Raw genomic sequence first — 24,553 nt, forward strand, 5'->3', positions numbered from 1 at the left:
CCTTCCCAGGCCGGGAAGCGCGCTACCGCGCGCGCCTGCGGGCCTCGGCGGGGGCCGGGATCATCTGGAGGGCGAGGGTGGCCGGGGGTTCGGCGACGCCGGGGCCGCCCTGTTCGGCCCAGGCCAGGATGTCGTCGGTGGCGTCATCGTCGAGGACCCAGCCGATCCATGCCGCGCGGGCGCCACGCTGGCGGGCCCGGCCGGAGGGCTGGACCACGATCACGTTGGCCTGGCCGCAGGGCCCGAGGCAGTCGGTGGTGCGTACGGCGAGCCGTCCGGCGGACTCGGCGGCCGCCGTGCGCAGCCGCTCCAGCTGGCGCGCGTGATCGGTGCCGGGGGTCTTGCGGGCGTCCCCGCAGCAGCAGCCTCGGCAGACGACGAGGGTGCAAGGGCGTGAACCGGCCGCGGATATCGAGAACTTGGGCATGCGCTCAGCCGAACCCGACGGCGGACGCGGCGACGACCCTGCCGAGCCGGGGGAAGTTCAGGGCGACCGCCGCCCGGTGCTCGTCCTCGGTCAGGGCCGCCATCGCGTCCTCGACGAACAGCAGCTCGTAGCCGTGGTCGGCGGCGGCGCGGGCCGTCGACTCGACCCCGAGGTTGGTGGCGATGCCGCCGAACACGAGAGTTCTGACGCCGCGTTCGCCGAGCAGCTCGTGCAGACCGGTCCGGTGGAAGCCGCCGACCGTGCGCTTCACCACGACGAGATCGCCTTCCTCGGCCAGCCCGGCGACGAGGTCGCTGCCGGGCGGCTGCACGGCGACTCCGGGCCGCTCCACCCGCACCAGCACGACGGTCGCGCCCGCCGCACGGAAGGTGTTCGCCAACTCCCTTGATACGGAGAGCACTTGCTCACCGGAGTGCGGGGCGAGCGGCAGCGCCGTGATCCGGTCCATCAGATCGACGAGGACGAGCGCGGTGCGCGCGGGGTCGAGGAGGGCGGGCTCGCCTTCGATTGCGGTCATGGCGGCACCGTACCGGCCCCGATGATCTAGACCGGAAGCCGGGGACCTGTTCAGGCCACGCCCGCGTCCGGGGCGGCACGGGCCGACGGGTCCAGGGGCGGCCGGCGGTCGCGGGTGTCCGCTAGCTTCCCGCGCGTACGCCGGTGCCGTGGCCCCGCCCGGCGGGGAGAGCCGCGTCCGTTTCCGCGGTCCGCTCGGGCAGCGGGTCGCGGGCGCGGCGCTTGGCGATCACCGCGCAGACCATCAGCTGCATCTGGTGGAACAGCATCAGCGGCAGGACCGCGAGCGAGGCCTGGGCGCCGAACAGCACGCTGGCCATGGGGAGTCCGGCCGCCAGGCTCTTCTTCGACCCGGCGAACTGGATCGCGATCCGGTCGCCCCGGTCGAAGCCGAGCCGCTTCGCCCCGTACCAGGTCAGCGCGAGCATCGCGGCCAGCAGGACGGCCTCGACGACGAGCAGCGCGCCGAGCCTGACCACGCTCACCTGATGCCAGATGCCGCGCACCATGCCCTCGCTGAACGCGCTGTAGACGACCAGCAGGATCGAGCCCCGGTCCACGTACCCGAGCACCTTCTTGTTCCGGACGAGGAAGCCGCCGACCCAGCGCCGCAGGAACTGCCCGGCCAGGAACGGCACGAGCAGTTGCAGCACGATCTTCAGGAGCGAGTCCGCGGACAGGCCGCCCCCGCTGTTGCCGAGCAGGCCGGCCGCGAGCAGCGGGGTGAACACGATTCCGGCGATGCTGGAGAACGAGCCCGCGCAGATCGCGGCGGGCACGTTGCCACGGGCGATCGAGGTGAACGCGATCGACGACTGGATCGTGGACGGCACCAGGCACAGGAAGAGCAGACCGTTGTAGAGGTCCGGCGTCAGGACGACCGGAACGAGGCCCCTGGCCGCCAGGCCGAGCAGCGGGAACGCCACGAACGTGCAGGCCAGGACGGTGATGTGGAGCCGCCAGTGGCGTACGCCGTCCATCGCCTCGCGGGTCGAGAGCCGGGCGCCGTACAGGAAGAAGAGGAGCGCGACCGCGCCGGTCGAGGCGCCGCTCGCGACCGGGGCCGCGGACCCGGAGGCGGGCAGCAGGGCCGCGAGCCCCACCGTGCCGAGCAGCGCCAGGATGTACGGGTCGACCGGCAGCCAGGACGGCAGCTTCGGGGTGCGGCGGCTCATGTGCTCCACTTACGTACTTGGTCGGGTTACGTACTTGGTCGGGATCGTGCCCTCTCGATGGTCCTCCTCCCGCCCCCGATCGGGAATCCCGTACACCACTCTCACTGTCATCACGTTCCGCGATGGGCGGCGTTAGCGTGGAGGCATGTACGACGCCTCTCAGCTGCGGACGTTCCTCGCCGTCGCGCAGACCCTGAACTTCACGCAGGCCGCGCGGCGGCTCGGGCTGCGGCAGTCGACGGTGAGCCAGCACGTGCGGCGCCTGGAGGACGCGGCCGGGCGGCTCCTCTTCAGCCGGGACACGCACAGCGTGCGCCTGACGGAGGACGGTGAGGCGATGCTCGGCTTCGCCCGGACCATCCTCGCCGCGCACGAGCGGGCCGCCAACTACTTCACGGGGACACGGCTGCGCGGCCGGCTGCGGTTCGGCGCCTCCGAGGACTTCGTCCTGACCCGGCTGCCGGAGATCCTCCAGTCCTTCCGCCGCGATCACCCCGAGGTCGACCTGGAGCTGACCGTCGAACTGTCCGGCACCCTGCACCGGCGCCTGGAGGCGGGCCGCCTCGACCTGGTCCTTGCCAAGCGGCGGCCCGGCGACAGCCACGGCGAACTGGTGTGGACGGACGAGCTGTGCTGGATCGGGGCGCCCGGGCTGCGCCTCGACGCGGAGCGGCCCGTCCCGCTGATCCTGTTCCCGCCGCCCGGCATCACCCGGGCCCGGGCGCTCGAAGTCCTGGAGGAACACGGGCGTTCCTGGCGCATCGCCTGTACGAGCGGCAGCCTGAGCGGCCTGATCGCGGCGGCCCGGGCCGGCCTCGGCGTGATGGCCCACGCCCGTGGCCTGATCCCGCCCGGCCTCGACCCCCTGCCGGCCCGGGCGGGGCTTCCGGACCTCGGCGGCGTCGACTTCGTCCTGCTGCACAACGGGCGGGGCTCGGCCGCGCAGGAGGCCGCGGGCGCGCTGGCCTCGGCGATCCTGGCGGGCGGCGACCGGCTGCACCGGGGGCGCGGGACCGGCTGACCGACGCCCCTTTCCGCATACGCGGGTCACCGCGACGGAGCGTGGTCCGGACCAAACAGCGCGCGGCCGTGGGCCGAGGGTGACCGCAGCGTACAGATTCCGTGGAGATTGCCTTCCGCAGAGCCTGCCTTTGAGTCAGCTGAGCGCCCGAGCAGTCCCCATGTAGCCCTGTTTCGGCCGCTGACCTGTGAAGACGTCGTACGTCTCGACTTGCAGAAGACCCCTGCCACCGGACTTGCCCGTGGGGTACGGTCACCGCGCTGTGCGGAGCGCCACCGGGGGTGGCCACCCCGGAGGGAGGCAGGTCATTGCGCGAGTTCACGGTCCCACCCATGGCGACGGCGCCTCAGGTCGGCGGACTGGCGGACGCCGTCTTCGATCACGCCCAGGACGACCCTCGGCGCATCGCCCTCTGCCGCAAGGACGACACGGGCCGGTGGCAGGACGTGACCGCGGCCCAGTTCCGGGACCAGGTGTTCGCCCTCGCCAAAGGGCTGATCGCGGACGGGGTGCGGTTCGGGGACCGGGTCGCGATCATGGCCCGCACCCGGTACGAGTGGACGCTCTTCGACTTCGCCCTGTGGACGATCGGCGCCCAATCGGTCCCGATCTATCCGACGTCCTCCGCCGAGCAGGTCTTCTGGATGCTGCACGACTCCGAGGCCACGGCGTGTGTGGTGGAGCACGAGGACCACTCGATGACGATCGGCTCGGTCGTCGACCGCCTTCCCCACCTGAAACGGCTGTGGCAGCTGGACACCGGTGCGCTGCGCGGGCTGCTCGGGCTGGGTGAGTCCATCGACGACGAGGTGGTGCACCGCCACCGGCGGGCCGTGACACCGGAGTCCGTGGCGACCGTCATCTACACCTCGGGCACCACGGGCCGCCCCAAAGGGTGTGTGATCACCCATGCCAACTTCATGTTCGAGACGGACATGCTGATCTCCCGCTGGGAGCCGGTGTTCCACTCCCGCCCGGGCGACGAGGCGTCCACGCTCCTCTTCCTGCCGCTGGCCCATGTGTTCGGGCGGATGGTGGAGGTCGCGGCGATCCGGGGCGGGGTGAAGCTGGGCCACCAGCCCGCGCTCTCCGCGTCCGCGCTGCTGCCCGACCTCCAGTCGTTCCGGCCGACCTTCATCCTCGCGGTCCCGTACATCTTCGAGAAGGTCTTCAACGCCGCCCGCCGCAGAGCCGAGGCCGAGGGGAAGACCGGGCCGTTCGACAAGGCCGTGGACATCGCGGTCAAGTACGCGGAGGCGGTGGAGCAGAAGGCCTTCGGTGACGGCCCCGGCCCCTCGGCGGCGCTGCGCATGCAGCACCAGTTCTTCGAGAAGACGGTGTACGGCAAGGTCCGTGACGCGATGGGCGGGCGGGTGCGGCACGCCATGTCGGGCGGCTCCAGCATGGGGCGCCGGCTCGGCCTGTTCTTCGAGGGCGCGGGCGTCACGGTCTACGAGGGCTACGGCCTGACCGAGTCGACGGCCGCCGCGACCGCCAACCCTCCCGAGCGCACCCGGTACGGCACGGTCGGGCAGCCGATCCCCGGCACCACCGTGCACATCGCGGACGACGGCGAGGTGTGGGTCCACGGCGGGCAGATCTTCTCCGGCTACCTGAACGAGCCGAAGGCCACCGAGGCCGTCCTCAGGGACGGCTGGCTGTCGACCGGGGACATCGGCGAGCTGGACGGGGACGGCTACCTCACCATCACCGGGCGCAAGAAGGAGATCCTGGTGACGTCGGGCGGCAAGAGCGTGTCGCCGGTCGCCCTGGAGGAACGGGTGCGGGCGCACCCCCTGGTCGCCCAGTGCATCGTGGTCGGCAACGACCGCCCGTACATCGCGGCCCTGGTCACCCTGGACCAGGAGGGCATCGACCACTGGCTCGCCATGCGCGGCAAGCCGCCGCTCACTCCGACCGAACTGGTCCGCGACCCCGACCTGGAGACCGAGGTGCGCCGCGCGGTGGTCGCCGCCAACACCCTGGTCTCCCAGGCGGAGTCGATCCGTACGTTCCGCATACTGGCCCACCAGTTCACCGAGGAACACGGCCTGCTCACCCCGTCCCTGAAGCTGAAGCGCCGGGCGATCGAGGATGCGTACGAGGCCGAGGTGGACGCGCTCTACCGGTGAGGCATGGCCCCGCCCCCCGTCAACTCGCGCCGCCGGTAAGACAGTTGGGCTATTCGCCCAGCAGGGCGTCGAGTTCGGCGTCGAAGAGGCGGGCCGGGTCGAAGCCCATTCCCTGGAAGTGGCCCGCCGCCTCCAGGGACAGCACGCCGTGCAGCCGGGTCCAGAACGTCACCGCCTTGTGCAGGGCGGCGGGCGGGGCGGGGTGCCCCTCGGCCCACTGCCGTTGCTCGGCGAGATGGGCCGCGAACGGCGCCGGTTCGCCGTGCGGGGGCAGGGCCGCACAGGCGTCGAGGAGCATCCGCATGATCTCGTCGGCGATGAGGGTGGTGTCGTCGGGCGCGTGGTAGCCCGGCACGGGTGTGCCGTAGACGAGGAAGTAGCGGTTCGGGTCCTCCAGGGCCCAGCCGCGCAGGGCGTGAGCCAGCGCGGCCAGGTCGGCGGCGCACCGCTCGGGGGCGGGCTGCTCGGGGGCGGGCTTTTCTGCGGCGACATCTCCGGCGGCGGACGGCCCTTCGGCGGAGCTTCCGGAGGCCGATGCCGCCACGGTCGCGTGCAGGGTGTCGGCCAGGCTGCGGTAGGCGTCCCGAACGAGCTCGGTGATCAGCTCGTCCCGACCCGCGAAGTAGCGGTAGAGCGCCGGACCGCTCAGCCCCATCTGCTTCGCGATCGCGTTCAGCGACAGCGCGGAGGCACCCGCCGTGCCGATCTGCTCCCATGCGTGCTGCTTGATCTCGCCGCGCACCTGCGCCCGGTACCGCTCTCGCGGGGTTCCCGCGCCACCCGATTCCGCCATGACCAGCCACCTCTCCACATCCTCACGACCACAGTCGCGAGATTCAGTTAGAGGCTATCACCAAGGTTATTGACGTCCGCTTCGCAGAAGTGTTAGAACTTATAACGAAGACGACAGCACATAACTAGCACTGAGCCCAGTGGAACCGTGGAGGACACCGTGGAGACCGAAGGACTTGTCGAGGTCGTACTTCCGGGCAAGGTCGAGCCGGAAGGACTCCAGATCCGGCACGGCGTCGTGCCCGCCGCAGGACGAGGTCAAGTGGTGATCCGGATGGAGGCGACCGGCGTCTCGTTCGCCGAGCAGCAGATGCGCCGCGGCCGGTACTACGACCAGCCGCCGTTCCCGTTCGTGCCGGGCTACGACGTGGTCGGCGCGGTGGTCGCGACCGGCGAGGGCGTCGACGCGGACCTGGCCGGCAGCCGGGTGGCCGCGCTGCTCAAGGTCGGGGGCTGGGCAAGCCACGTACGCGTCGACGCGGCCGATGTGGTGCGGGTGCCCGAGGGGATCGGGGCGGCGCAGGCGGAGACGCTCGTCGTCAACGGCATCACCGCCTGGCAGATGCTGCACCGCAAGGCCCGTGTCCGTGCCGGGCAGACCGTGGTGGTGCACGGTGCCAACGGCGGCGTCGGATCGGTGCTGGTCCAGCTCGCCCGGGCGGCGGGCGCCCGGGTGATCGGCACGGCGTCCGCCCGCCACCACGAGGCCCTGCGGGAGCGGGGAGTCGAGCCCGTCGACTACCGCGACGACGACGTCACCGCCCGCATCCGCGAACTCGCCCCCGCCGGTGTGCACGCCGTGTTCGACCATGTCGGCGGTCACGGCATCGTCGACTCCTGGCACCTCCTCGCCCCCGGCGGCACCCTTGTCTCCTACGGCAGCGCCGCCACCCGTGACGACTCGGGCTCCAAGCAGTGGCCGGTGCTCAAGCTGCTCGGCCGGGTGTGGCTGTGGAACACCCTGCCCAATGGGCGCCACGCCTACTTCTTCAACGTCTGGGCCGGGCGGGCCCTGGCCAAGGGCCGCTTCCGGACCCGGCTGCGCTCCGACCTCACCGAGGTGTTCGCCGCTCTCCGGCGCGGCGACATCACCGCCCAGATCGCCGCCCAACTCCCGCTCGGCCAGGCCGCCGAGGCGCTGCGCCTGGCCGAGTCCGGCACGGTCGCCGGAAAGGTCGTTTTGACCCCGTAGCCCGTAGGCCATGACCCCGCAGGGCGTGACCCTGTGGGACGTGAGCCCGCAGGGCGCCGCCACACCGACACCGCGCGGCTCCTGTGGCGCTGGGTGACCCTGCCGCGCGACGGTGCCACGCGCTCAACTACCTTACGAACAGGCCGACTTCCTCAGTCGGCCCATTCCTCCATCACTTCGGCGACCGCGACGCGCGAGCCTCAACCCGCGTACTGGGCGACGATTTTGGTGAAGGCGTACGGGGACTGCGCGACCCCGCTGCACGAGCTTCCGGCATCCCCGCCCGAGCCGCACTGACGGTCGCGGTTGACCGCCCAGAAGGTGAAGCGCGCTACGTGGTGCTGCTTGGCGTAGCCGAGGATGGTCTGGAAGTCGCCCGTGGTGACGGTCTCGTCGGACTCGTCGGTCTTGCCGTTCATCGAGGAGACGCCGATGTGCCGGTAGGCGGCGTCGTCGCTGTAGCCGTAGGCGCCCTTCACCGCCGCCTTGAGACCTTCGAGAGCGCTCACCGTGGCCGAGCCCATGCTGCCGCTGTGGCCCTGGAAGTCGAACGGCATGATCGTCCAGCCGTCGTTGGCGAGACCCGCGGCGGCCCCCTTGCTGATGAGGTCCTTGCCGTTGTTGTCGGGCCCGTTCGTGGTGGTGCCCATGGTCACGTATGTGACGATCCCGGGGTTGTTGGTCTTGACGGTCTTGAGAGCGCTCACCACCCGCTGCCGCACGGTGGCGTTGGAGAACTCGGTGTCCTCGATGTCGATGTCCAGCGCCTTGAGGTGATAGGCGTCGATCACCTTCTGGTACGCGCCCGCGAGCGCCGAGGCACTGGAGCACTTCTCGCCCAGTTTGTTGCCGCTCCAGCCGCCGACGGAGACGACCACGTCGCCGCCCGCGCCACGGATGGACTTGATCGCGCTCTCGTCGGAGCCGCCGGTCAGGGCGCGCGAGCCGTCCCACTTCGGGTTGCAGCCGCCGTCGGACAGGATGAAGGCCAGCGTGAACCACTTGACGCCGGTCGCCGCCATCACGTCGGTCGGCTTCTGCGGGCTGCCCCAGCCGAGGTATTCGTACGGGGCGACCGCCATCGTGCCGGCCACGGCGGGGGCGCCGGCCCCAGCGGGGCCGGCGGCGGCGTCGGCCTGAGGGGCCGTCGCGAGCAGGGGCAGGAGCAGACAGCCGAGAGCGGCCAGGGCGGGGGCGAGTCGACGCGGGGACACGGCAGCGTTCATGGGGGGTTCCTTCCACGCGAGTTGAGCGTGCGGGATCAGAGACGCCGTTCACATAGGTGTCCGGCGTTCAGACATCTGCCATAGAGTTACGCCTTGTCGGGCCACGGTCAATGGTTTGGACCAAGAAGGCCGGAGCTCTGTCGGCCGGCCCGTACGGACCGCCGGACCGGGGTTCGCGGAGCCGCAGGTGCCGAGCCCCCGGAGACGCAGGCCGCAGGCCGTGCGGAGCCACGATCCGGGCGGCACGGGAGGGCCCGATCGGGCGGCGCGGGAGGGCTTGGTCGGGCGGCTCAGGTCGGGCCGAATCGGACGGCCTGTTGGGAATGCGACGCTCCGCTCGTTCGTTGTCGAGGGGAGTACCAACCAACGACGTAAGGATCGACCGCTCGTGAGCAAGGTCCCCTCCATCACCCTCAACAACGGCGTCGAGATGCCGCAGCTCGGTTTCGGCGTCTGGCAGGTGCCGGACGACGAGGCCGCGAAGGCGGTCGCCACAGCCATCGAGTCCGGGTACCGGAGCATCGACACCGCCGCGATCTACGAGAACGAGCGGGGCACCGGCAAGGCCGTCGCCTCCTCCGGGGTCGCCCGTGAAGAGCTGTTCATCACGACGAAGCTCTGGAACTCCGAGCAGGGCCACGACTCGACCCTGCGCGCCTTCGACGCCTCGCTCGACAAGCTCGGCCTCGACTACGTCGACCTGTACCTGATCCACTGGCCAGTGCCGGCCAAGGACGCGTACGTCGACACGTACAAGGCGTTCGAGAAGATCCTCGCGGACGGCCGCGCCAAGGCCATCGGCGTCTCCAACTTCCAGCCGGAGCACCTGGAGCGGCTGCTCGGCGAGACCTCGGTGGTTCCCGCCGTCAACCAGATCGAGCTGCACCCGCAGCTCGCCCAGGAGGAGTCGCGCGCGCTGCACGCCAAGCACTCCATCGCGACCGAGGCCTGGTCGCCGCTGGGCCAGGGCCGTGGGCTCCTGGAGGTTCCGACCGTGGTCGCGATCGCGCGCAAGCACGACCGCACCCCCGCCCAGGTGGTGCTGCGCTGGCACCTCCAGATCGGCAACGTGGTGATCCCGAAGTCCGTGACGCCGTCGCGCATCAAGGAGAACATCGACGTCTTCGGCTTCGAGCTCGACGCGGACGACCTGGCCGCGCTCGCCGCGCTCGACGAGGGCAAGCGCCTGGGTCCGAACCCGTCCGAGTTCAACCTCGGCGCCTGATCCACCCGCGCTGACCAGCGCGTCGAGAAACGGGCGCCGCCCGACTCCGGTCGGGCGGCGCCCCTTTTGCCGCTTTCCGACTTTGGTTGGTCAGCTACCAACCAAGAATGTTCATTCAAGTGCACCATCCAGGCAAAGCGTTCGACATCAAGCGCTAAATGCTCTTGTCCTGCCCATGACCTTCCCGATGGGATCGCGAAGACCGCCCCGTGCGGCTCCACCCCCACTCAGGGAGCTTTCATGCACATAGCCCGCCCCTGGACTCGTACCGCAGCAGCGACAGTCGGGGCCACCGCCCTTGCCGCCGCCGCGGTGATGGCCACACCGCTGTCCGGGTCCGCCACCGCCGCACCTGACGCCGCGCAGGTGAAGCCCGTTCCGGCCATCGCCGGGCACCAGCTCGCCCACTCGACCAGTGGGCCGCTCAGCACCGAGCAGTGCCAGACCAAGTGGAAGATCGCCTGCTACGGCCCGCTGCAGTACCGCCAGGCGTACAACCTCAACCCCCTCTACAAGGCGGGCATCACCGGCAAGGGCCGCACGATCGTGATCGTGGACTCCTTCGGCTCGCCGACGATCCAGCACGACCTGGACGTGTACAGCAAGCAGTACGGCATCCCCAGCGGCAAGGTCGACGTGGTCAAGTGGGGCCACGTTCCCCAGTGGGACCCGAAGAACAAGGACATGACCGGCTGGGCCGGCGAGTCCACGCTGGACGTCGAGATGGCCCACGCCGTGGCCCCGGACGCGAAGATCGTCCTGGTGGAGACCGCGGTGGCGGAGACCGAGGGCGTCACCGGCCTGCCCGAGATGATGGACGCCGAGAAGCACCTCATCGACCGCGGCATCGGCGATGTCATCACCCAGAGCTTCGGCGCCACGGAGAACACGTTCCCCGGCTTCGACAAGGGCGACTTCTCCAGCATCAAGAAGCTGCGGTACGCGTTCAAGGACGCGGCCGACCACGGCGTGACCGTGCTCGCCTCCTCTGGTGACGGCGGCGCCACCGACAACACCGCGGACGGCAGCGGCTACTACAAGGAGCGCGTCAACTCCTGGCCCTCCTCCGACCCGCTGGTCACCTCGATCGGCGGCACCCAGCTGCACCTCGACGACAAGGGCAACCGCCTCAGCCCCGAGAGCGTGTACAACGACAACGGCTCGGGCGGCGGCGGTCAGTCGCACGTCTTCGAGCGGCCCTCGTACCAGAACGGCGTGCGCGCGGCCGTCGGCAACCGCCGTGGCACCCCGGACATCTCGATGTCCGCCGCGGTCAACGGCGGCGCCTGGGTGTACTCCAGCTACGACCCGACCTCCGTCGGCTGGGACGTGTCCGGCGGAACGAGCGAGGCGAGCCCGCTCTTCTCCGGCATCGTGGCCCTGGCCGACCAGGCCGCCGGGCACCGCCTCGGCAACATCAACGACGCGCTGTACTCGCTCTACAAGCACGAGGGGTACAAGCCGGGCTCCGGCCTCGTCGACGTCAAGGACGGCACGAACAACAGCTACGCCGGTGTCACCGGCTACACCGCCGTGAAGGGCTACGACATGGCGACCGGTGTCGGCACCATCGACGCCGCCCGCTTCGTCCCGGCACTGGCCCGCGAGAGCCGCAACCACCACTGACGGACCCGCACCCATGTGATCGTGTGGTTCGCGCGACCCACCTGTGCTACACAGGGGCCCATGTGACCCAGGTGACCCATGTATCACGGACGCGAACCATGCGACCCACGTGCGACGGCGCCGCCGCCCCATTCCTTGGGGCGGCGGCGTCCCGCGTGTCAGCGGAGTGCCCCAATTACCATGACAGACGCGGGAGTTGGGGCTCGATGACCTCGTAGACCGCGTTGCTCCGCGCGAGGCGTCCTGACAGGATCCCCACCGGAACATACGTGAACATCACGGGAAGAGGTACGAGGGTGACTCGGGCGAGCGGACCCAGCCGGCGGACGGTCCTGCTGGGTCTCGCGCTGGCCGCGCCGGTCGTGGCGGCGGGCTGCGGCGGCAAGGGCGACCAGCAGTCCGCATCGGCCTCCGCCCCACCGGCGGATCCGGGGCACGACACCACCGTCATGATCATCCGGCACGGCGAGAGGCCAAGATCCGGAGACCCAGGTTTCGACGAGGCCGGGAAGCAGGACAAGAAGTCGCTCACCCGACAGGGCTGGGAGCGCTCTCACGCGCTGCCCCGCCTCTTCGCCGCCACGGCCAACACGACCCGCGCGCCTGCCAGTTCAGGCTCCGCCCGGACCGCACTCCCCCGCCCCGCGACCCTCTACGCCGCTGCGGACCGGGGCCCGCACGCCGGCGCCCATCGGATGCGGCAGACCGTGACACCGCTCGGCGAGGCCCTTCATGTGGGGGTGAACACGGAGTTCGCCGAGGGCAGGGAGAAGGAGCTGGCCGCCGCCGCGCTCTCGGCCGCGTCCCCCGTGCTCATCTGCTGGGAGCACTCCAAGATCCCGGCGATCGTCGAGGCACTGGGAGCCGCACAGGTGACCGGCGTACCGCAGGACTGGCCCGACCGCTTCGACCTGGTGTGGGTGTTCACCCGCCGGGCCGGCACCTGGACATTCCGGTCGGTGCCTCAGCATCTCCTGTCGGGCGACGCCTGACTTCTGACTTCCTCCGCGAAACCGGTTCCTGCGGCGGCAGCGGCGAAGTAGCCTGCCACGCAACATCATTCAACGCGGCACCACGCACCACACCACCATCATCGATCACGCCCAGACACCCCCTACGGAGAGAGTCATCGGCCCCGACTCCACCGTGGTCCACCCCCTGGTCCATCGTGTGTCACCAGGGCGGGGGCCCGCCGTGAGGTGCCCGTCGGCACTGGAGTCGTAGCAGACGGATGCCCGCGTCCGGTGCGGTGAGCGCGGTGGTGAGCAGACCCGCCACGAGAGGAGTTCCGATGAGTGAGACGGTTCCCGTCCCGCATGGCCTCGCCATGAAGCGCGACGCCGGGCCCTTCGACCCGCCCAGCGAGATCACCCGGCTGCGCGAGGCTCGACCGGTGAGCCCTCTGGTGTTCCCCGACGGCCACCAGGGCTGGCTGGTCACCGGGTACGAAGCGCTCCGGCAGCTCCTGGCCGACAACCGGTTCAGCTCCCGGCAGGACATCGGCCCGCTGCACGTGCCGTACGACGTTCCCGGGATGCCCGCCGTCACCGAACCCTCCCCGCAGATACCGGGTGTCTTCATCGCCATGGACCCGCCGGACCACACCCGGATGCGGCGCAAACTCACCGGCGCGTTCACCGTCAGGCGCATGAAGCAGCTCGAAGACAGCATCATCGAGATCGCCGAGCGGCAGTTGGAGAGCATGGCGCGGCTGACTCCACCGGTCGACCTCGTCAAGGAGTTCGCGCTCCCGGTGCCGTCCCTGGTGATCTGCGAACTGCTCGGCGTCCCCTACACGGACCGGGAGACCTTCCAGGTCAACTTGGCCAAGTTCATGGAAAAGGACGTGGCGCTCGACGAGAAGATGGCGGCCTACACCGCCCTGACCTCGTATTTGGGCGAGCTGGTCACGCGCAAACGTGCCGAGCCCGGCGAAGACCTGCTGTCCGACCTGGCCCGCCATGACGACCTCAGCATCGAGGAGTTGACGGGCGCCGCGTTCCTGTTGCTGCTCGCGGGCCACGAGACCACGGCCAACATGCTGAGCCTCGGCGCCTTCGCTCTCCTGGAGCACCCCGAGCAGCTGGCGGAACTGCGCGCCGACCCGGAGCTGATGCCCGGCGCGGTCGAGGAACTCATGCGCTACTTGTCCGTCGCCGACATCTTCTACCGTTACGCCACGGAGGACATCGAGCTCTGCGGGGAGACGATTCCCAAGGGTTCGACCGTCGTCATCTCCCTGTTGGCCGCCAACCGCGACCCCCAGCGCTTCGACGACCCCGACGCCCTGGACATCCGGCGCAACGCCCGGGGCCAACTGGCCTTCGGCCACGGCGTCCACCAGTGTCTGGGCCAGCAACTGGCCCGCATCGAGATGCGAGCAGGCTTCGAGGGCCTCCTACGCCACTTCCCGACCCTGCAACTCGCCGTCCCCGCCGCCGACGTCAGGGTCCGGGACGACATGAACATCTACGGCGTCCATGAACTGCCGGTCACCTGGGCGGAATCGGCGCCGTAGCGCCTTCGACGGAGTACGCGTGCCGGGTACGGACCGGGGTTCCGCAAGGCCTCGGCGCACTCCGGCCACCGCAGCGGCCCCCGGCGGCGGCCCCGTCGGCATTCCCGCCGACGATGCTGTCGCCGGGGGCCGGTGAAGGCCGCGACAATTGATCTCCATGGGGACTGTGACCGCGCTGTGCCGGTAGTGCGAACCACACGGCGAGGCGTGGACACAACCACGCGGACCAGCGTCTGGCCCACGCGGTCCACCTGGACGTCCTCGAACCCGGAACGGTCCGGCTGGGCGACTCGATCACACGGCAGACCGCGCCCTGACGAAGTCGCCGCTCCTGTAGGGGAGTTGATGGCACGAGTCCGACCACGCACGGCCGGCAGAGGAACGGGCACCCCGTGCCGTGGGGGGAGGTCGAGCGGCACGGGATGCCCATGGCGTGTTCGGCGTCAGCCGATCTGCGCTCCGTACGCCTGGAGCGCTTCCGGAACGGGCTGGAAGAAGGTCTCCCCGCCCGAGGAGCAGTCGCCACTGCCGCCGGAGGTCAGACCCAGGGCCGTGCCTCCGTCGAAGAGTGAGCCGCCGCTGTCACCCGGCTCGGCACAGACGGTGGTGTCGATCAGGCCGTCGACCTGGCCCTCCTCGTACGTCACGGTCGCGTCGAGACCGGTGACCTGGCCGCCGTTGACGCCCGTGGTGGAGCCACTGCGCTGGACCTGCTCGCCGACGGTGGCCTCGCCCGCCCCACTGATCGGCTGCGACGACCCGTTGTACAGGTCCACCGCGCTCGGGTGGTCGATGCCGCTGGTGTAGCGCACCAGGGCGTAGTCGTGGCCGGGGAAGGTGGACGCCTGAGTGACGCCGATCTCCGAACCGCCCTGCTGATCCGACCAGTTGGATACGGCGTTACCGCAGTGCCCGGCGGTCAGGAAGTACGGCTGCCCGCCTACGGTCACGTTGAAGCCGAGCGAGCAGCGGGCATTGCTCCCCCAGATCGCGTCCCCGCCCGCGATGAGGGGCTGGAAGCGGCCCGCCGTTCTCTTCAGGGTGACCGTGTCGCCGAGGCCGCGGACCACCTTGTCGAGCCGGGCGAGCCGGTCACCCGTGACGGTACGGTCGGCCTTGACGACCATCGTGTTGCTGACCGGGTCCATCGACCAGGCGGTGCCCGGTATCGACGCCTTCGCCTTCAACTCCTGGCGTGCGACGTTGAGTTGTCCCATCCAATGCTTGACGGTACGAGGCTCCGCACCGGCCGCGCGGACGCTGTCGGCGGTCGCGGCGTCGACCACGTTCACCATGAGCTTCTTGGTGCCGGCGTCGTAGTACGAACCGGCTGTGCGGCCGGCGAGGGCGGTGTCGATCCGGTGCGCCAGCTGACCCGCCGATGCGGCGGTCAGCGGGGCGGCATGCGGTGCGGGGGCCGCGTCGGCACTCTGCATCGTCAGGGTCGCGCCGAGCGCCAGGGCTCCCGCCGCGGCGGTGGCCGCGCGTCGGCCTGACATCCATCGCTGCTTCAACTCACAACCTCCTGTGGGGGGTTGAGCCCGGCCTCGGGTCATTCACCAGGCCCATGAAAGCGCCGGCCCGGGCGCGGCAGCCGGGATCCCCGGCACATTCCCGCACCCACGCCAACTCGCCGGGTCGAGTATCCTCATCCATTGCTCTCTTGCGCAAGTAATGAACTCGTGCGGTACGTAAGGGAGTTGACGCGACCTGAGAGCAAGCAGAGGCGTTACGCGGAGGATTGCGGGCCGTTCGTGAAGGAACCCGGGCCGTTCGTAAGGGGGTTGAAACGGCCCCCGGTTCGATGGCGGTCGGGCCGACCGGAGAGGCCCCGCGAGCCGCTCCCTCTACGTGCCGGGCGTTGACTCCGGGCGCTGATGCCGGCCCCTTCGAGATCGCCGCCGATCGCGGGAACGCCGACGCTGCTCTACCCCCACCTCGGCCGGAGCCCGGCCCGGCAGCCCTGCCGCAGCCCGGCGCACCACGCGCCCGACAAGCCCGTCGAAGAGCGCTCTCACGGGCAGGGGCCGACCGCCTACCCCTACCCGTGAGGTCTCGCCCGTGAGAGCGCTCTCGCCCGTGACAGCGTCAGGGTCACCCCGCGCCATGAGCGGAGGCGATCTCCTCTACTCGGTGGGCGAGTTGGAAGTCGCGCTCGGTGAGCGCGCCGCCCGCGTCGTGCGTGTTCACGGACAGAGCGACCGTGTTGTAACCGAGGGTGAGGTCGGAGTGGTGGTCGAGCTCATCCTGGATCCGAGCGACGTGAACGACCATGGCCGCCGCCGCGAAATGCCCGGCCAGCCGGTAGCTGCGGGAGATCCGGTCATGATCGTCCGAAAGCGACCAGCCGGGCAGTTCGCGCAGCCGGTCCTCGATGTCCTTCTGCGACAACGGCTCAACAGGCATGTCCGAATACTCCTTACGGGGTGGTGACATGACGGGGTGGAGTGGTGACGGAGAGACTCCGCGTCCGTAGCGTCTCCCCTATGCGTGTACTTGTCACGGGAGGCGCGGGCTTCATCGGCTCGCACATTGTCACAGCCCTTGCTACCCACGGCCATGAGCCGGTCGTCCTGGACCGGGCTGTGCGCCCGGAGGACGACGTCCGCAATCCGGAAGTCGTCGCGGAGGCACTGCGCGGGGTCGACGCGGTGTGCCATCAGGCGGCGATGGTCGGTCTGGGCACCGGATTCGCCGACGCGGCCGAGTATGTGGGCTGCAACGACCTCGGCACCGCGGTGCTGCTGACGGCGATGGCCGACGCGGGGGTGCGCGATCTGGCGCTCGCCGGGTCGATGGTGGTCTACGGGGAGGGTCGCTACGAGTGTGCCGAGCACGGCATCGTGCGTCCCGGGCCTCGTCCGGTCGAATGGCTGGACGGCGGCCGCTTCGAACCTCAATGCCCCTGCTGTTCGGCCGAGTTGATCCCCGGGCTGGTCGCGGAAGACGCGCCGGTCGACCCTCGCAATGTGTATGCCACCACGAAGCTCGCACAGGAGCACCTGGCCGCCGCGTGGGCGCGGGCGACCGGCGGACGGGCGGTGTCGCTGCGCTACCACAATGTGTACGGGCCTGGGATGCCGCGCGATACGCCCTACGCGGGGGTGGCCTCGTTCTTCCGTTCGTCACTGGCGCGGGGCGAAGCGCCGCGCGTCTTCGAAGACGGCCGCCAGCGCAGGGACTTCGTGCACGTACGCGATGTGGCGGGAGCGAACGTGGTGGCCCTGGAAGCGCTCTCGGGCCGCCCGGCCGGGGCGCTCACCGCATACAACACGGGCAGCGGAACCCCTCACACGGTGGGCGAGATGGCGTGCGCGCTGGCGTCGGCACACGGCGGCCCCGAGCCGGTGGTGACGGGCGAGTACCGGCTCGGGGACGTACGGCACATCACGGCGGACTCGGCGCGGTTGCGGCGGGAGCTGGGGTGGAAGCCGGCGGTCGGCTTCGCCGAGGGAATGGCGGAGTTCGCGGCTGACGGTGCCTAGTAGGTGAGCTACTGCTTGGCGGTGGCCGTCTCCGTCGGGGGGCCACTGCTTGGCGATGGCCACCTCCATCGGGGGGCCACTGCTTGGCGATGGCCCCCCTCCGCCGGAGGGGGGCTACTGCTTGGCGGTGGCCACCTCCGCCGGAGGGGGCTTGAGCGCGAGGCGGCCGGGCAGGGCGGTGGCTACGAGTGCCAGCAGCGCGGCGACCCCGACCACCGTGGCGTAACCGAGGGGCACCACGGTGGGGGCCGCACTTCCCGTCATGCCCAGGCTGAACGCGATCAGGACGGCGAGCGAGATCCCGGTGCCGAGCGCCGCCGCGATCGACAGGACAGCCAGGGCCTCGATCCGGAGCATGCGCAGGACCTGTCGGCGGGTCGCACCGGCGAGCCGCAGCATCGCGAACTCGCGGACGCGTTCGAACACGGACATCGCCAGGGTGTTGACCACCGCGATCGCGGTGAAGGCCAGGACCAGACCCATCGCGAGGTAGTTGACCTCGGCGTTGCTCCGCTGCTTGTCAGCCTGGATCCCGTCGACACTCGAACGGGTGACGACGGATACGCCGGGGAACTCCCGGACGGCGCCAGCGAGTTCACTGTGAGTAACGGACGGGCCTGACTGGTCCAGAGAGACGAGGACAGCAGACGCGAGGGGGTTGTCCATGTGGCGTGCGAGAAGGTCGTGCGGGAGAGTGATGTCGCCGAAGCCGAGCCCGCGGGCATATACGGCGGCGACGGTGAGCGTGGCCGGGGTGCCGTCACCGAGGGTGAGGCGGAGCGGGCTGCCGGGGTGGAGGCCCAGTTGGTCGGCGGCGAGTTGGCTGACCGCGACGGCGCGGGCGTCGGTCGCGTTGTCCGCGCTGAAGCGGTCGATGCTGCCGCTCGTGACGTCGGGGTTCCAGGTACGGGCCAGGCCGCCCGGAGTGACGCCCTGGGCCGCGTACTTGTCGAGGCCGACGCGGACCGAGCTGTGGACGATCTCGGTGGCAGCGGCGACACCGGGATCCGTACGGACCCTGCGCGCCGCGTCCTCCGGAACGCCCGGGCCCTGGGCCACGAGCACCCAGTCGGCGCGAATGCCGTCGCGGGTCTGGGCGCGGGCGGCGTCGCCGAGGGTGGGCTGGACGAACAGGACGGTGCACGTCATGCCGATCAGCAGAGCGAGAGGGGTGGCCGCCGCGGCCATACGGGCGGCGTTGCCACGCAGATTTGCGGTGGCCAGCCGGCCGCCGGGCCCGCTGATGCCAAGCGGGCCCGAGAGCAGCGTCGCCGCGGCCTTGACCACGACCGGTCCGAGCAGCGAGACGGCCACGGAGAGGACGACAACTGACAGGAACATCACGGGGGTTGAGGCTGCCTCCGTGCGCAGCACGGACAGCACGGCGACGAGTACGCCGCCTGCGGCGAGCGCCGCGAGACCCGCGATGATCCGGCCCCGGGCCGGACGGCGCTCGACCGCGGATTCGGCCATCGCCTCGGCCGGCCGGATGCGCGAGATACGGCGGGCGGAGATACGGGCCGCACCCCAGGCGGCGAGCAGGGTCGCCGCGACGGCGGCAGCCATCGGGAAGACACTGACGGCGCGTTCGAGCGTGGCGGGGACGGCGCCCATCTCCACGAATCTGCTGTGCAGCCAGGCGCCGAGCGGCAGTCCGGCGAGCGAACCGAGCGCCCCGGCGACCGCCCCCACGAGCAGCGCCTCGCGGCCGATCAGCCGGCGCATCTGCTTCGGGGTGGCGGCGATCGCGCGCAGCAGGGCCAGTTCACGGTGGCGCTGCTGGATGGAGAGCGCGAACGTGCCGACGACGACGAGGAGGGCGACCAGGAGGGCGGTCCCGCCGATGGCACCGCCCAGGGAAATCAGCTTGACCCTGGCTCCGGCCGCGTCCAGGAACTCCACCGGCCCACGGGCATCCCCCGTTGACACCTGGGCCGAGCCACCGGCTAGCGCCTTGCGGACCGCCTCCGCCAACTGCCCCTGGCTGGTGCCGGTTTCAGGAGTGACGCCGATGGCGGTGATCCGGCCGGGCCGGGCGGCGAGCCGGGTCGCTTCGGCGGTGGAGAAGAAGAGGGAGGTCTGCTGCTGGAGCCGGCCGCCGGCCGGGGTGGCGATACCCGTGACGGTGTAGGTACGCGGGGACTGGGTCGACTGCACCATGAGCCGGTCGCCGACGGCGAGGCCGGCACGCGTCGCGAGCCCCTGGTCGATGACGAGGTCCGTGGCGGCGCTGGGGGCACGACCCTGCGCGAGCTTGAAGGGGGTGAGGGGCGCGGAGTCCCAGCTGTGTCCGTAGGAGGGGCCCGCAGCGTCGGGCCGAAGCCCGTCCGGCACACCAGTCGGGCTCGCCGCGCCCGCTGCGCCCGCCGGCCTCGACGCGCCGGACGCGTCCGATGCACCCGATGCACCCGATGCACCCGACGCACCCGACGCACCCGACGGGATCAACACGCGTGCCAGGAAGGTGAGTTCAGGTATCGCGGTTTTGACGCCGGGGACCGCTCGGACGGATGAGAGGGTGCTCTCGGGGAGCCAGGCGCGTTCGGCCACCGGTTTCGCTTTGTGCTTGACCCTGGTCCTGCCCTTCTTCTTCTCGACCGTGGTCTGGTGGACATCCTGGTCCGCGGAGACGATCAGCGGTGCGGCGGCGTAGCGCTCGGGGGCGATCCTGCCGCGCAGGCCGGTTTCGAGGAGGGTGCCACAGGCGGTGATCAGGGCTGCCGCGCACATCAGGGCGGTGAAGGCGCCAAGGAATCCGCCCTTCCGGTGCCGGATGCTCTGCAGGGCGTAACGCAGCATCATGACGCGTCCTCGGGGTTCTGCGGGGCCGGGAAGGCCATCAGTCGGGTGTGTACGGTGCGGGCGCCCGGCGGTGTCTGGTCCGGAGTGCGCTTGTAGCGGTTGAGGAGGGCGATGTACTCCTCGAAGAACGCGCCGAGTTCGGCTTCGGTGAGCGTGATCTCGCTGCGCGAGTAGGCGAAGTCGGCGGTGGTGGAGGCCCGTTGGAGGCGCTCGAAGAGTTCGAGGTCGGCCGCGTACGCGTGGTGGTTGAGCTCGTCCATGACGAGCCGCACCTCGGGCGTCTGACGGCTGCGCGGCGGAAACCGCCGGTCGGCCGGGATGGCCCGCCACCACCGCTCCCGCCGAGGGCTCTCCCCCTCGGCGTCCTCGACGAATCCGTACCGGGCGAGTTCGCGCAGGTGGTAGCTGGTGGCGCCGGTGTTCAGGCCGAGGCTGCGGGCCAGGATGGCCGCGGTGGCGGGGCCGCCGAGGGCGAGTTCCTGAAGGATCTGCTGGCGCCGGGGCTGCGCCAGCGCCTTGAGCGCGGCGAGCTCCAGGAACTCGGTGGCGCGGGTTGTCTGGGCCATGCGTACACACTCGTCTGCGCACAGGTTCCTGTGCACTGGAGCGCCCCGGCGTCCTGGGGGTGGGGTTAACCCCCGGTGGGGTCAGCTCCGGGCGCTCGCGGCGGGGAGGGTCAGTTCGAAGCGGCAGCCGCCTGCCACGTTGCGTACTTCGGCGCGGCCGGAGTGGGCCTCGACTATGCCGCGGACGATCGCGAGGCCGAGGCCGGCTCCGCCGGGCGGAGTGCGCGCCTCGGTGCCGCGCCAGCCGGTGTCGAAGACGCGGGGCAGATCGTCGTCGGGGATGCCTCCGCAGCCGTCCGTGACGGAGAGCGTGACCGCGCCCTCGCAGCCCTCGGCGGCCACCGCGACGGTGCCGTCGGCCGGGGTGTGCCGGATGGCGTTGACCAGCAGGTTGGCGAGGACTCGCGTCATCTCCTTGCCGTCCACCTCGACGGGCACCGCGTCGACGCGCTCACCCACGAGGCGTACTCCGTGTTCGCGGGCCAGCGGATCCGCGCCGGCCAGTGCGTCACCGATGAGGTCGTGGACGGACATTCGGGCGGGGTTGAGCGAGAGCGCTCCCGCGTGGATGCGGGAGAGTTCGAAGAGGTCGCCCACCATGGAGTTGAGGCGTTCGACCTCGGTCCTGATCTGGCGGAAGTAACGGTCGGGGTCCTTGGCCATGCCGTCTTCCAGGGCCTCGGCCATCGCGCGGAGCCCGGCGAGCGGGGTGCGCAGGTCGTGCGAGATCCAGGCCACGAGTTCGCGACGCGAGGTTTCCAGCGCGCGCTCCCGTTCGCGGGACTCGGTCAGCTTGGCGCTGGTGGCCGCCAACTCCCGGCTCAGTGCGGCCAGTTCGGCGGTTGCGGGCCCGGCCGGGGCGTCGAAGCTACCGCCGTCGCCGAACGAGCGGGTGGCCAGCGCGAGACGGTGGCTGCTGGCCACGACGCGTCGGCCGAGCAGCAGCGCGGTCCCCAGCGAGGCGACTGCGGCCATGGCGACGACGACGGTCACCACGGTCAGGTCGTGGGAGTTCAGGAGCATCGCCCAGGCCACGGCGAGCGTGCCGGCCAGCATCGCGAGGACCGCCACGGCCGCGACGACGGCCACGGAGGCGGTGAGCGAGCGATGGCGAAGCAGTCGCAGGGCCAGCGCCCCGCCGAGGCCCGCGGCCGCCGCGCCGAGGAAGGCGTACAGCGCGATGAGGAGGATGTCACCCATGGTCGGCTCCGTGACGCACGCGGGCGTCCGACCCGGCACCCCTCGACCCGCCATCGTTGGGCCCCGCACTCCTCGGCCCGCCACCGTTGAGCCCGACAGCATTCGAACCGGCCTCGAACGACCCGGCACCCCTCGACCCGGCACCACTTGGCCCCACGTCGTTCGGCCCCACCCCGCTCGACCCGGCGTCACTCGGCGCGACACCCCTCGGCCCGGCACCCCTCGACGCGCCCGCGACCACCCCCACCATGCCCTCGGCCGCCCCCATGCCCGCTACCGCCTCCGCATCCCCGGCCGCCGCACCCTCGCTCAGGCCCACGCCCGACCCCGGCCCCGCCTCCGCATCCACATCCGCCTCGAAGCGGTAGCCGACTCCCCATACCGTGCGGATCAGGGCCGGTTTGGCCGGGTCGGATTCGATCTTGCCGCGCAGGCGGCGGACGTGGACCGTGACCGTGGACAGGTCGCCGAACTCCCAGCCCCACACCTCGTGCATCAGCCGCTCCCGGGTGATGGCCTCGCCGGGGCGGGCCAGGAGGTAGGCCAGGAGGTCGAACTCCCTGAGCGTCAGGGCGAGTTCACGACCGCCCTTCGCGGCGGTGCGGGCGGCGGGGTCGAGGGTGATGCCCGAGCGGGAGACGGGCGGCCCCGGCCGTGCGGTGGCGGAGCGGGCCCGGCGCAGTACGGACTCGACGCGCAGAACGAGTTCGCGCGGGCTGAAGGGCTTGGTCACATAGTCGTCGGCACCTATCTCCAGGCCGAGGATGCGGTCGTCCTCGTCGCCCCGCGCGGTCAGCATGATCACGGGCACCGGGGCCGCGGCGCGCAGTCGGCGGCAGACCTCCAGGCCGTCCATGCCGGGCAGCATCAGATCGAGAACCACGAGGTCCGGGCGGCGCGCGGCCGCCGCGCGCAGAGCGGCGGGGCCGTCGGCGGCGAGGTCGACGGTGTGGCCCGCGCGTTCCAGGTAGCCGGTGACGACCTCGGCTACGGTCGGGTCGTCGTCGACGACCAGGATGCGGCTCTCGGTGCTGTGCATGGCATCCACCCTCGCACCGCTGGGAGGCGTCCGTCTGCGCCGGGTGGGCCTCGACCGGGCGATGTCCGCGTTTCGTAAGAACCCGATATCCGTTTTGCCCGGTTTGGATTCGTACGGTGAGGGCGTGACTGAATCCCCCTCCACCACCCCCGCCTCGCCGCCTCCCACTCCTCCTCCCACTCCCCCTTCCGCGCCGCGCGGGGTGGTCGCGGATGTCGTGCTGCCCTGCCTCGACGAGGCCGAGGCGCTGCCCTGGGTGCTGGCCCGGATCCCGGACGGCTGGCGGGCCGTCGTGGTCGACAACGGATCGTCGGACGGTTCACCCGAAGTGGCGCGCTCTCTCGGCGCGACCGTCGTGCACGAGCCCCGCCGGGGCTTCGGCGCGGCCTGTCACGCCGGGCTGCTCGCCGCCGAGGCCGAGTACGTCTGCTTCTGCGACTGCGACGCCTCCCTCGATCCGGCCGAGCTGGTCCGCTACGTGCGGGAGGTGGCGTCCGGCACCGCCGACCTGGTGCTCGGCCGGCGGCGGCCGCAGGGCCCCGGCGCCTGGCCGCCGCACGCGCGGGCCGGGAACCTCGCGCTCGCGCGGATGCTGCGGCGGCGCACCGGGCTCCGCCTGCACGACCTGGGCCCGCTGCGGGCCGCGCGCCGGGAGGCGCTGCTCGGGCTCGGCCTCACCGACCGGCGCAGCGGCTACCCGCTCCAGATGGTGGTGCGCGCGGCCGACGCGGGGTGGCGGGTGGCCGAGTACGACGTGCCGTATCTGCCGCGCACCGGGAAGTCCAAGGTCACCGGGACCTGGCGGGGCACCTGGCACGCGGTGCGCGACATGCGCAAGGTGCTGGCCGAGCCGCCGGTGGCGGAGCGCGTGCCGGCGGGCGCGCGATGAGCGCGGCGGTGGACGGGCGCACCTCGGGGACGACGCTGATCGTCCTGGCGAAGGCGCCGGTGCCCGGCCGGGTCAAGACGCGGCTCACCCCGCCCTACACCCCCGAGGAGGCGGCCCGTATCGCCGAGGCCTCGCTCGCCGACACGCTCGACGCGGCGCTCGCCACTCCCGTACGCAGAAGGCTGCTGGTTCTCGATGGTGAGCCGGGGCCGTGGCTGCCGCCCGGCATCGAGGTGCTGCCGCAGTGCGCGGGGGGTCTGGACGAACGGATCGCGGCGGCGTTCGCGGCGTGCTCCGGACCCGCGCTGCTGATCGGCATGGACACCCCGCAGGTGAGCCCGGCGCTGCTCGCTCCCGCGCTCGTCGATCCCCGGCCCGGGGAGGCGTGGTTCGGGCCGGCCGAGGACGGCGGGTTCTGGGCGCTCGGCCTGACCGACCCCGACCCCGCACTGCTGCTCGGGGTGCCGATGTCGGTGTCCGAGACCGGGCGCGTCCAGCGGCAGCGCCTTTCGGACGCCGGGCTCGCGGTGCGGGAGCTGGCGTGGCTGCGGGATGTGGACACCGCGCGGGACGCCCGGCTGGTCGCGGCCGAGGCCCCGCACGGCAGGTTCGCCCGCTCCCTCGATGTGGGCCGCCCGATGACTGCCGGCTCCGCCTCTCAACCGCTGGAGCCCGTGGGGCCCGTGGAGCCCGTAGGGTCC

At 71.3% G+C, this 24,553-nt stretch carries 19 protein-coding genes and 2 pseudogenes; 10 read left to right on the plus strand and 11 right to left on the minus strand.

The features are described from left to right. Positions 1-22: 22 nt before the first annotated feature. The 3 genes from ACFYZA_RS32985 to ACFYZA_RS32995 all read right to left on the minus strand — a co-directional run bounded on the left by ACFYZA_RS32985 (position 23) and on the right by ACFYZA_RS32995 (position 2,139). Entirely contained in the window at positions 23-427 is a 405-nt protein-coding gene (locus ACFYZA_RS32985) for a (2Fe-2S) ferredoxin domain-containing protein (RefSeq protein ID WP_382594764.1), read from the minus strand. Positions 428-431: 4 nt separating this feature from the next. Continuing rightward, the gene (locus ACFYZA_RS32990; protein ID WP_388494340.1) at positions 432-965 is read right to left on the minus strand and encodes an isochorismatase family protein; all 534 of its coding nucleotides are present in this window, start codon (positions 963-965) and stop codon (positions 432-434) included. A 121-nt stretch (positions 966-1,086) separates the two neighbouring features. Next, a complete protein-coding gene (locus ACFYZA_RS32995; protein ID WP_388494341.1) occupies positions 1,087-2,139 on the minus strand; it encodes a bile acid:sodium symporter family protein in 1,053 nt (350 codons plus the stop codon). 145 nt (positions 2,140-2,284) lie between these two features. Here ACFYZA_RS32995 and ACFYZA_RS33000 point away from each other — a divergent pair, with 145 nt between their 5' ends. Next, positions 2,285-3,160, plus strand: coding sequence for a LysR substrate-binding domain-containing protein (locus ACFYZA_RS33000; protein WP_388494342.1), 876 nt, complete (start codon positions 2,285-2,287; stop codon positions 3,158-3,160). Positions 3,161-3,492: 332 nt separating this feature from the next. Further along, entirely contained in the window at positions 3,493-5,292 is a 1,800-nt protein-coding gene (locus ACFYZA_RS33005) for an AMP-dependent synthetase/ligase (RefSeq protein WP_388494343.1), read from the plus strand. Between the two features lie 49 nt (positions 5,293-5,341). Here ACFYZA_RS33005 and ACFYZA_RS33010 read toward each other — a convergent pair whose 3' ends face one another. Beyond that, positions 5,342-6,085 carry a TetR/AcrR family transcriptional regulator gene (locus ACFYZA_RS33010; protein ID WP_388494344.1) on the minus strand — a complete coding sequence of 248 codons (744 nt, stop codon included), beginning with the start codon at positions 6,083-6,085 and terminating at the stop codon, positions 5,342-5,344. A gap of 159 nt (positions 6,086-6,244) precedes the next feature. Here ACFYZA_RS33010 and ACFYZA_RS33015 point away from each other — a divergent pair, with 159 nt between their 5' ends. Beyond that, complete coding sequence (locus ACFYZA_RS33015; RefSeq protein WP_388494345.1) at positions 6,245-7,276, plus strand: medium chain dehydrogenase/reductase family protein; 1,032 nt, start codon at positions 6,245-6,247, stop codon at positions 7,274-7,276. 200 nt (positions 7,277-7,476) lie between these two features. Here the strand turns inward: ACFYZA_RS33015 and ACFYZA_RS33020 are convergent, their stop codons facing one another. Further along, positions 7,477-8,502: a chitinase gene (locus tag ACFYZA_RS33020; protein WP_388494346.1), complete on the minus strand. Its 1,026-nt coding sequence runs from the start codon at positions 8,500-8,502 to the stop codon at positions 7,477-7,479. Positions 8,503-8,890: 388 nt separating this feature from the next. Between ACFYZA_RS33020 and ACFYZA_RS33025 the strand changes: the two genes are divergently transcribed. The 4 genes from ACFYZA_RS33025 to ACFYZA_RS33040 all read left to right on the plus strand — a co-directional run bounded on the left by ACFYZA_RS33025 (position 8,891) and on the right by ACFYZA_RS33040 (position 13,871). Beyond that, positions 8,891-9,727, plus strand: coding sequence for an aldo/keto reductase (locus ACFYZA_RS33025; protein ID WP_382594787.1), 837 nt, complete (start codon positions 8,891-8,893; stop codon positions 9,725-9,727). A gap of 240 nt (positions 9,728-9,967) precedes the next feature. Further along, positions 9,968-11,353: a S8 family serine peptidase gene (locus ACFYZA_RS33030; protein ID WP_382598424.1), complete on the plus strand. Its 1,386-nt coding sequence runs from the start codon at positions 9,968-9,970 to the stop codon at positions 11,351-11,353. A 296-nt stretch (positions 11,354-11,649) separates the two neighbouring features. Further along, positions 11,650-12,345, plus strand: a complete 696-nt coding sequence (locus ACFYZA_RS33035; RefSeq protein WP_388494347.1) for a hypothetical protein — start codon at positions 11,650-11,652, stop codon at positions 12,343-12,345. Between the two features lie 299 nt (positions 12,346-12,644). Beyond that, on the plus strand, positions 12,645-13,871 hold the full coding sequence (locus ACFYZA_RS33040) for a cytochrome P450 (protein ID WP_388494348.1): 1,227 nt from the start codon (positions 12,645-12,647) through the stop codon (positions 13,869-13,871). Between the two features lie 443 nt (positions 13,872-14,314). On the opposite strand, the gene ACFYZA_RS33045 is transcribed toward ACFYZA_RS33040, so the two are convergent. Both ACFYZA_RS33045 and ACFYZA_RS33050 read right to left on the minus strand, forming a co-directional pair. Further along, positions 14,315-15,370: a S1 family peptidase gene (locus ACFYZA_RS33045; protein ID WP_388494349.1), complete on the minus strand. Its 1,056-nt coding sequence runs from the start codon at positions 15,368-15,370 to the stop codon at positions 14,315-14,317. Positions 15,371-15,965: 595 nt separating this feature from the next. Beyond that, positions 15,966-16,277, minus strand: a complete 312-nt coding sequence (locus ACFYZA_RS33050) for a 4a-hydroxytetrahydrobiopterin dehydratase (protein WP_382598431.1) — start codon at positions 16,275-16,277, stop codon at positions 15,966-15,968. Positions 16,278-16,357: 80 nt separating this feature from the next. On the opposite strand from ACFYZA_RS33050, the gene ACFYZA_RS33055 reads away from it, so the two are divergent. Further along, positions 16,358-17,356 carry an NAD-dependent epimerase/dehydratase family protein gene (locus tag ACFYZA_RS33055; RefSeq protein WP_388494350.1) on the plus strand — a complete coding sequence of 333 codons (999 nt, stop codon included), beginning with the start codon at positions 16,358-16,360 and terminating at the stop codon, positions 17,354-17,356. 114 nt (positions 17,357-17,470) lie between these two features. On the opposite strand, the gene ACFYZA_RS33060 is transcribed toward ACFYZA_RS33055, so the two are convergent. The 4 genes and pseudogenes from ACFYZA_RS33060 to ACFYZA_RS33075 form a co-directional block, all read right to left on the minus strand. After that, complete coding sequence (locus ACFYZA_RS33060) at positions 17,471-20,158, minus strand: FtsX-like permease family protein (RefSeq protein ID WP_388494351.1); 2,688 nt, start codon at positions 20,156-20,158, stop codon at positions 17,471-17,473. Continuing rightward, complete coding sequence (locus tag ACFYZA_RS33065; RefSeq protein WP_388494352.1) at positions 20,155-20,724, minus strand: winged helix-turn-helix domain-containing protein; 570 nt, start codon at positions 20,722-20,724, stop codon at positions 20,155-20,157. The genes ACFYZA_RS33060 and ACFYZA_RS33065 overlap by 4 nt, the downstream gene beginning before the upstream one ends. A gap of 81 nt (positions 20,725-20,805) precedes the next feature. Then, positions 20,806-21,924: a sensor histidine kinase gene (locus ACFYZA_RS33070; protein ID WP_388494353.1), complete on the minus strand. Its 1,119-nt coding sequence runs from the start codon at positions 21,922-21,924 to the stop codon at positions 20,806-20,808. Positions 21,925-22,201: 277 nt separating this feature from the next. Further along, positions 22,202-22,963 (minus strand): annotated as a pseudogene (locus ACFYZA_RS33075) (response regulator transcription factor); the annotation flags it as partial. 124 nt (positions 22,964-23,087) lie between these two features. Here ACFYZA_RS33075 and ACFYZA_RS33080 point away from each other — a divergent pair. Continuing rightward, positions 23,088-23,852, plus strand: coding sequence for a glycosyltransferase family 2 protein (locus ACFYZA_RS33080; protein ID WP_382598441.1), 765 nt, complete (start codon positions 23,088-23,090; stop codon positions 23,850-23,852). Continuing rightward, a pseudogene (locus ACFYZA_RS33085) lies at positions 23,849-24,475 on the plus strand (DUF2064 domain-containing protein); the annotation flags it as partial. The gene ACFYZA_RS33080 and the pseudogene ACFYZA_RS33085, both read left to right, overlap by 4 nt. Between the last annotated feature and the right edge of the window lie 78 nt (positions 24,476-24,553).

The sequence above is a fragment of the Streptomyces sp. NPDC001828 genome, from assembly GCF_042892175.1.
Classification (GTDB): Bacteria; Actinomycetota; Actinomycetes; order Streptomycetales; family Streptomycetaceae; genus Streptomyces.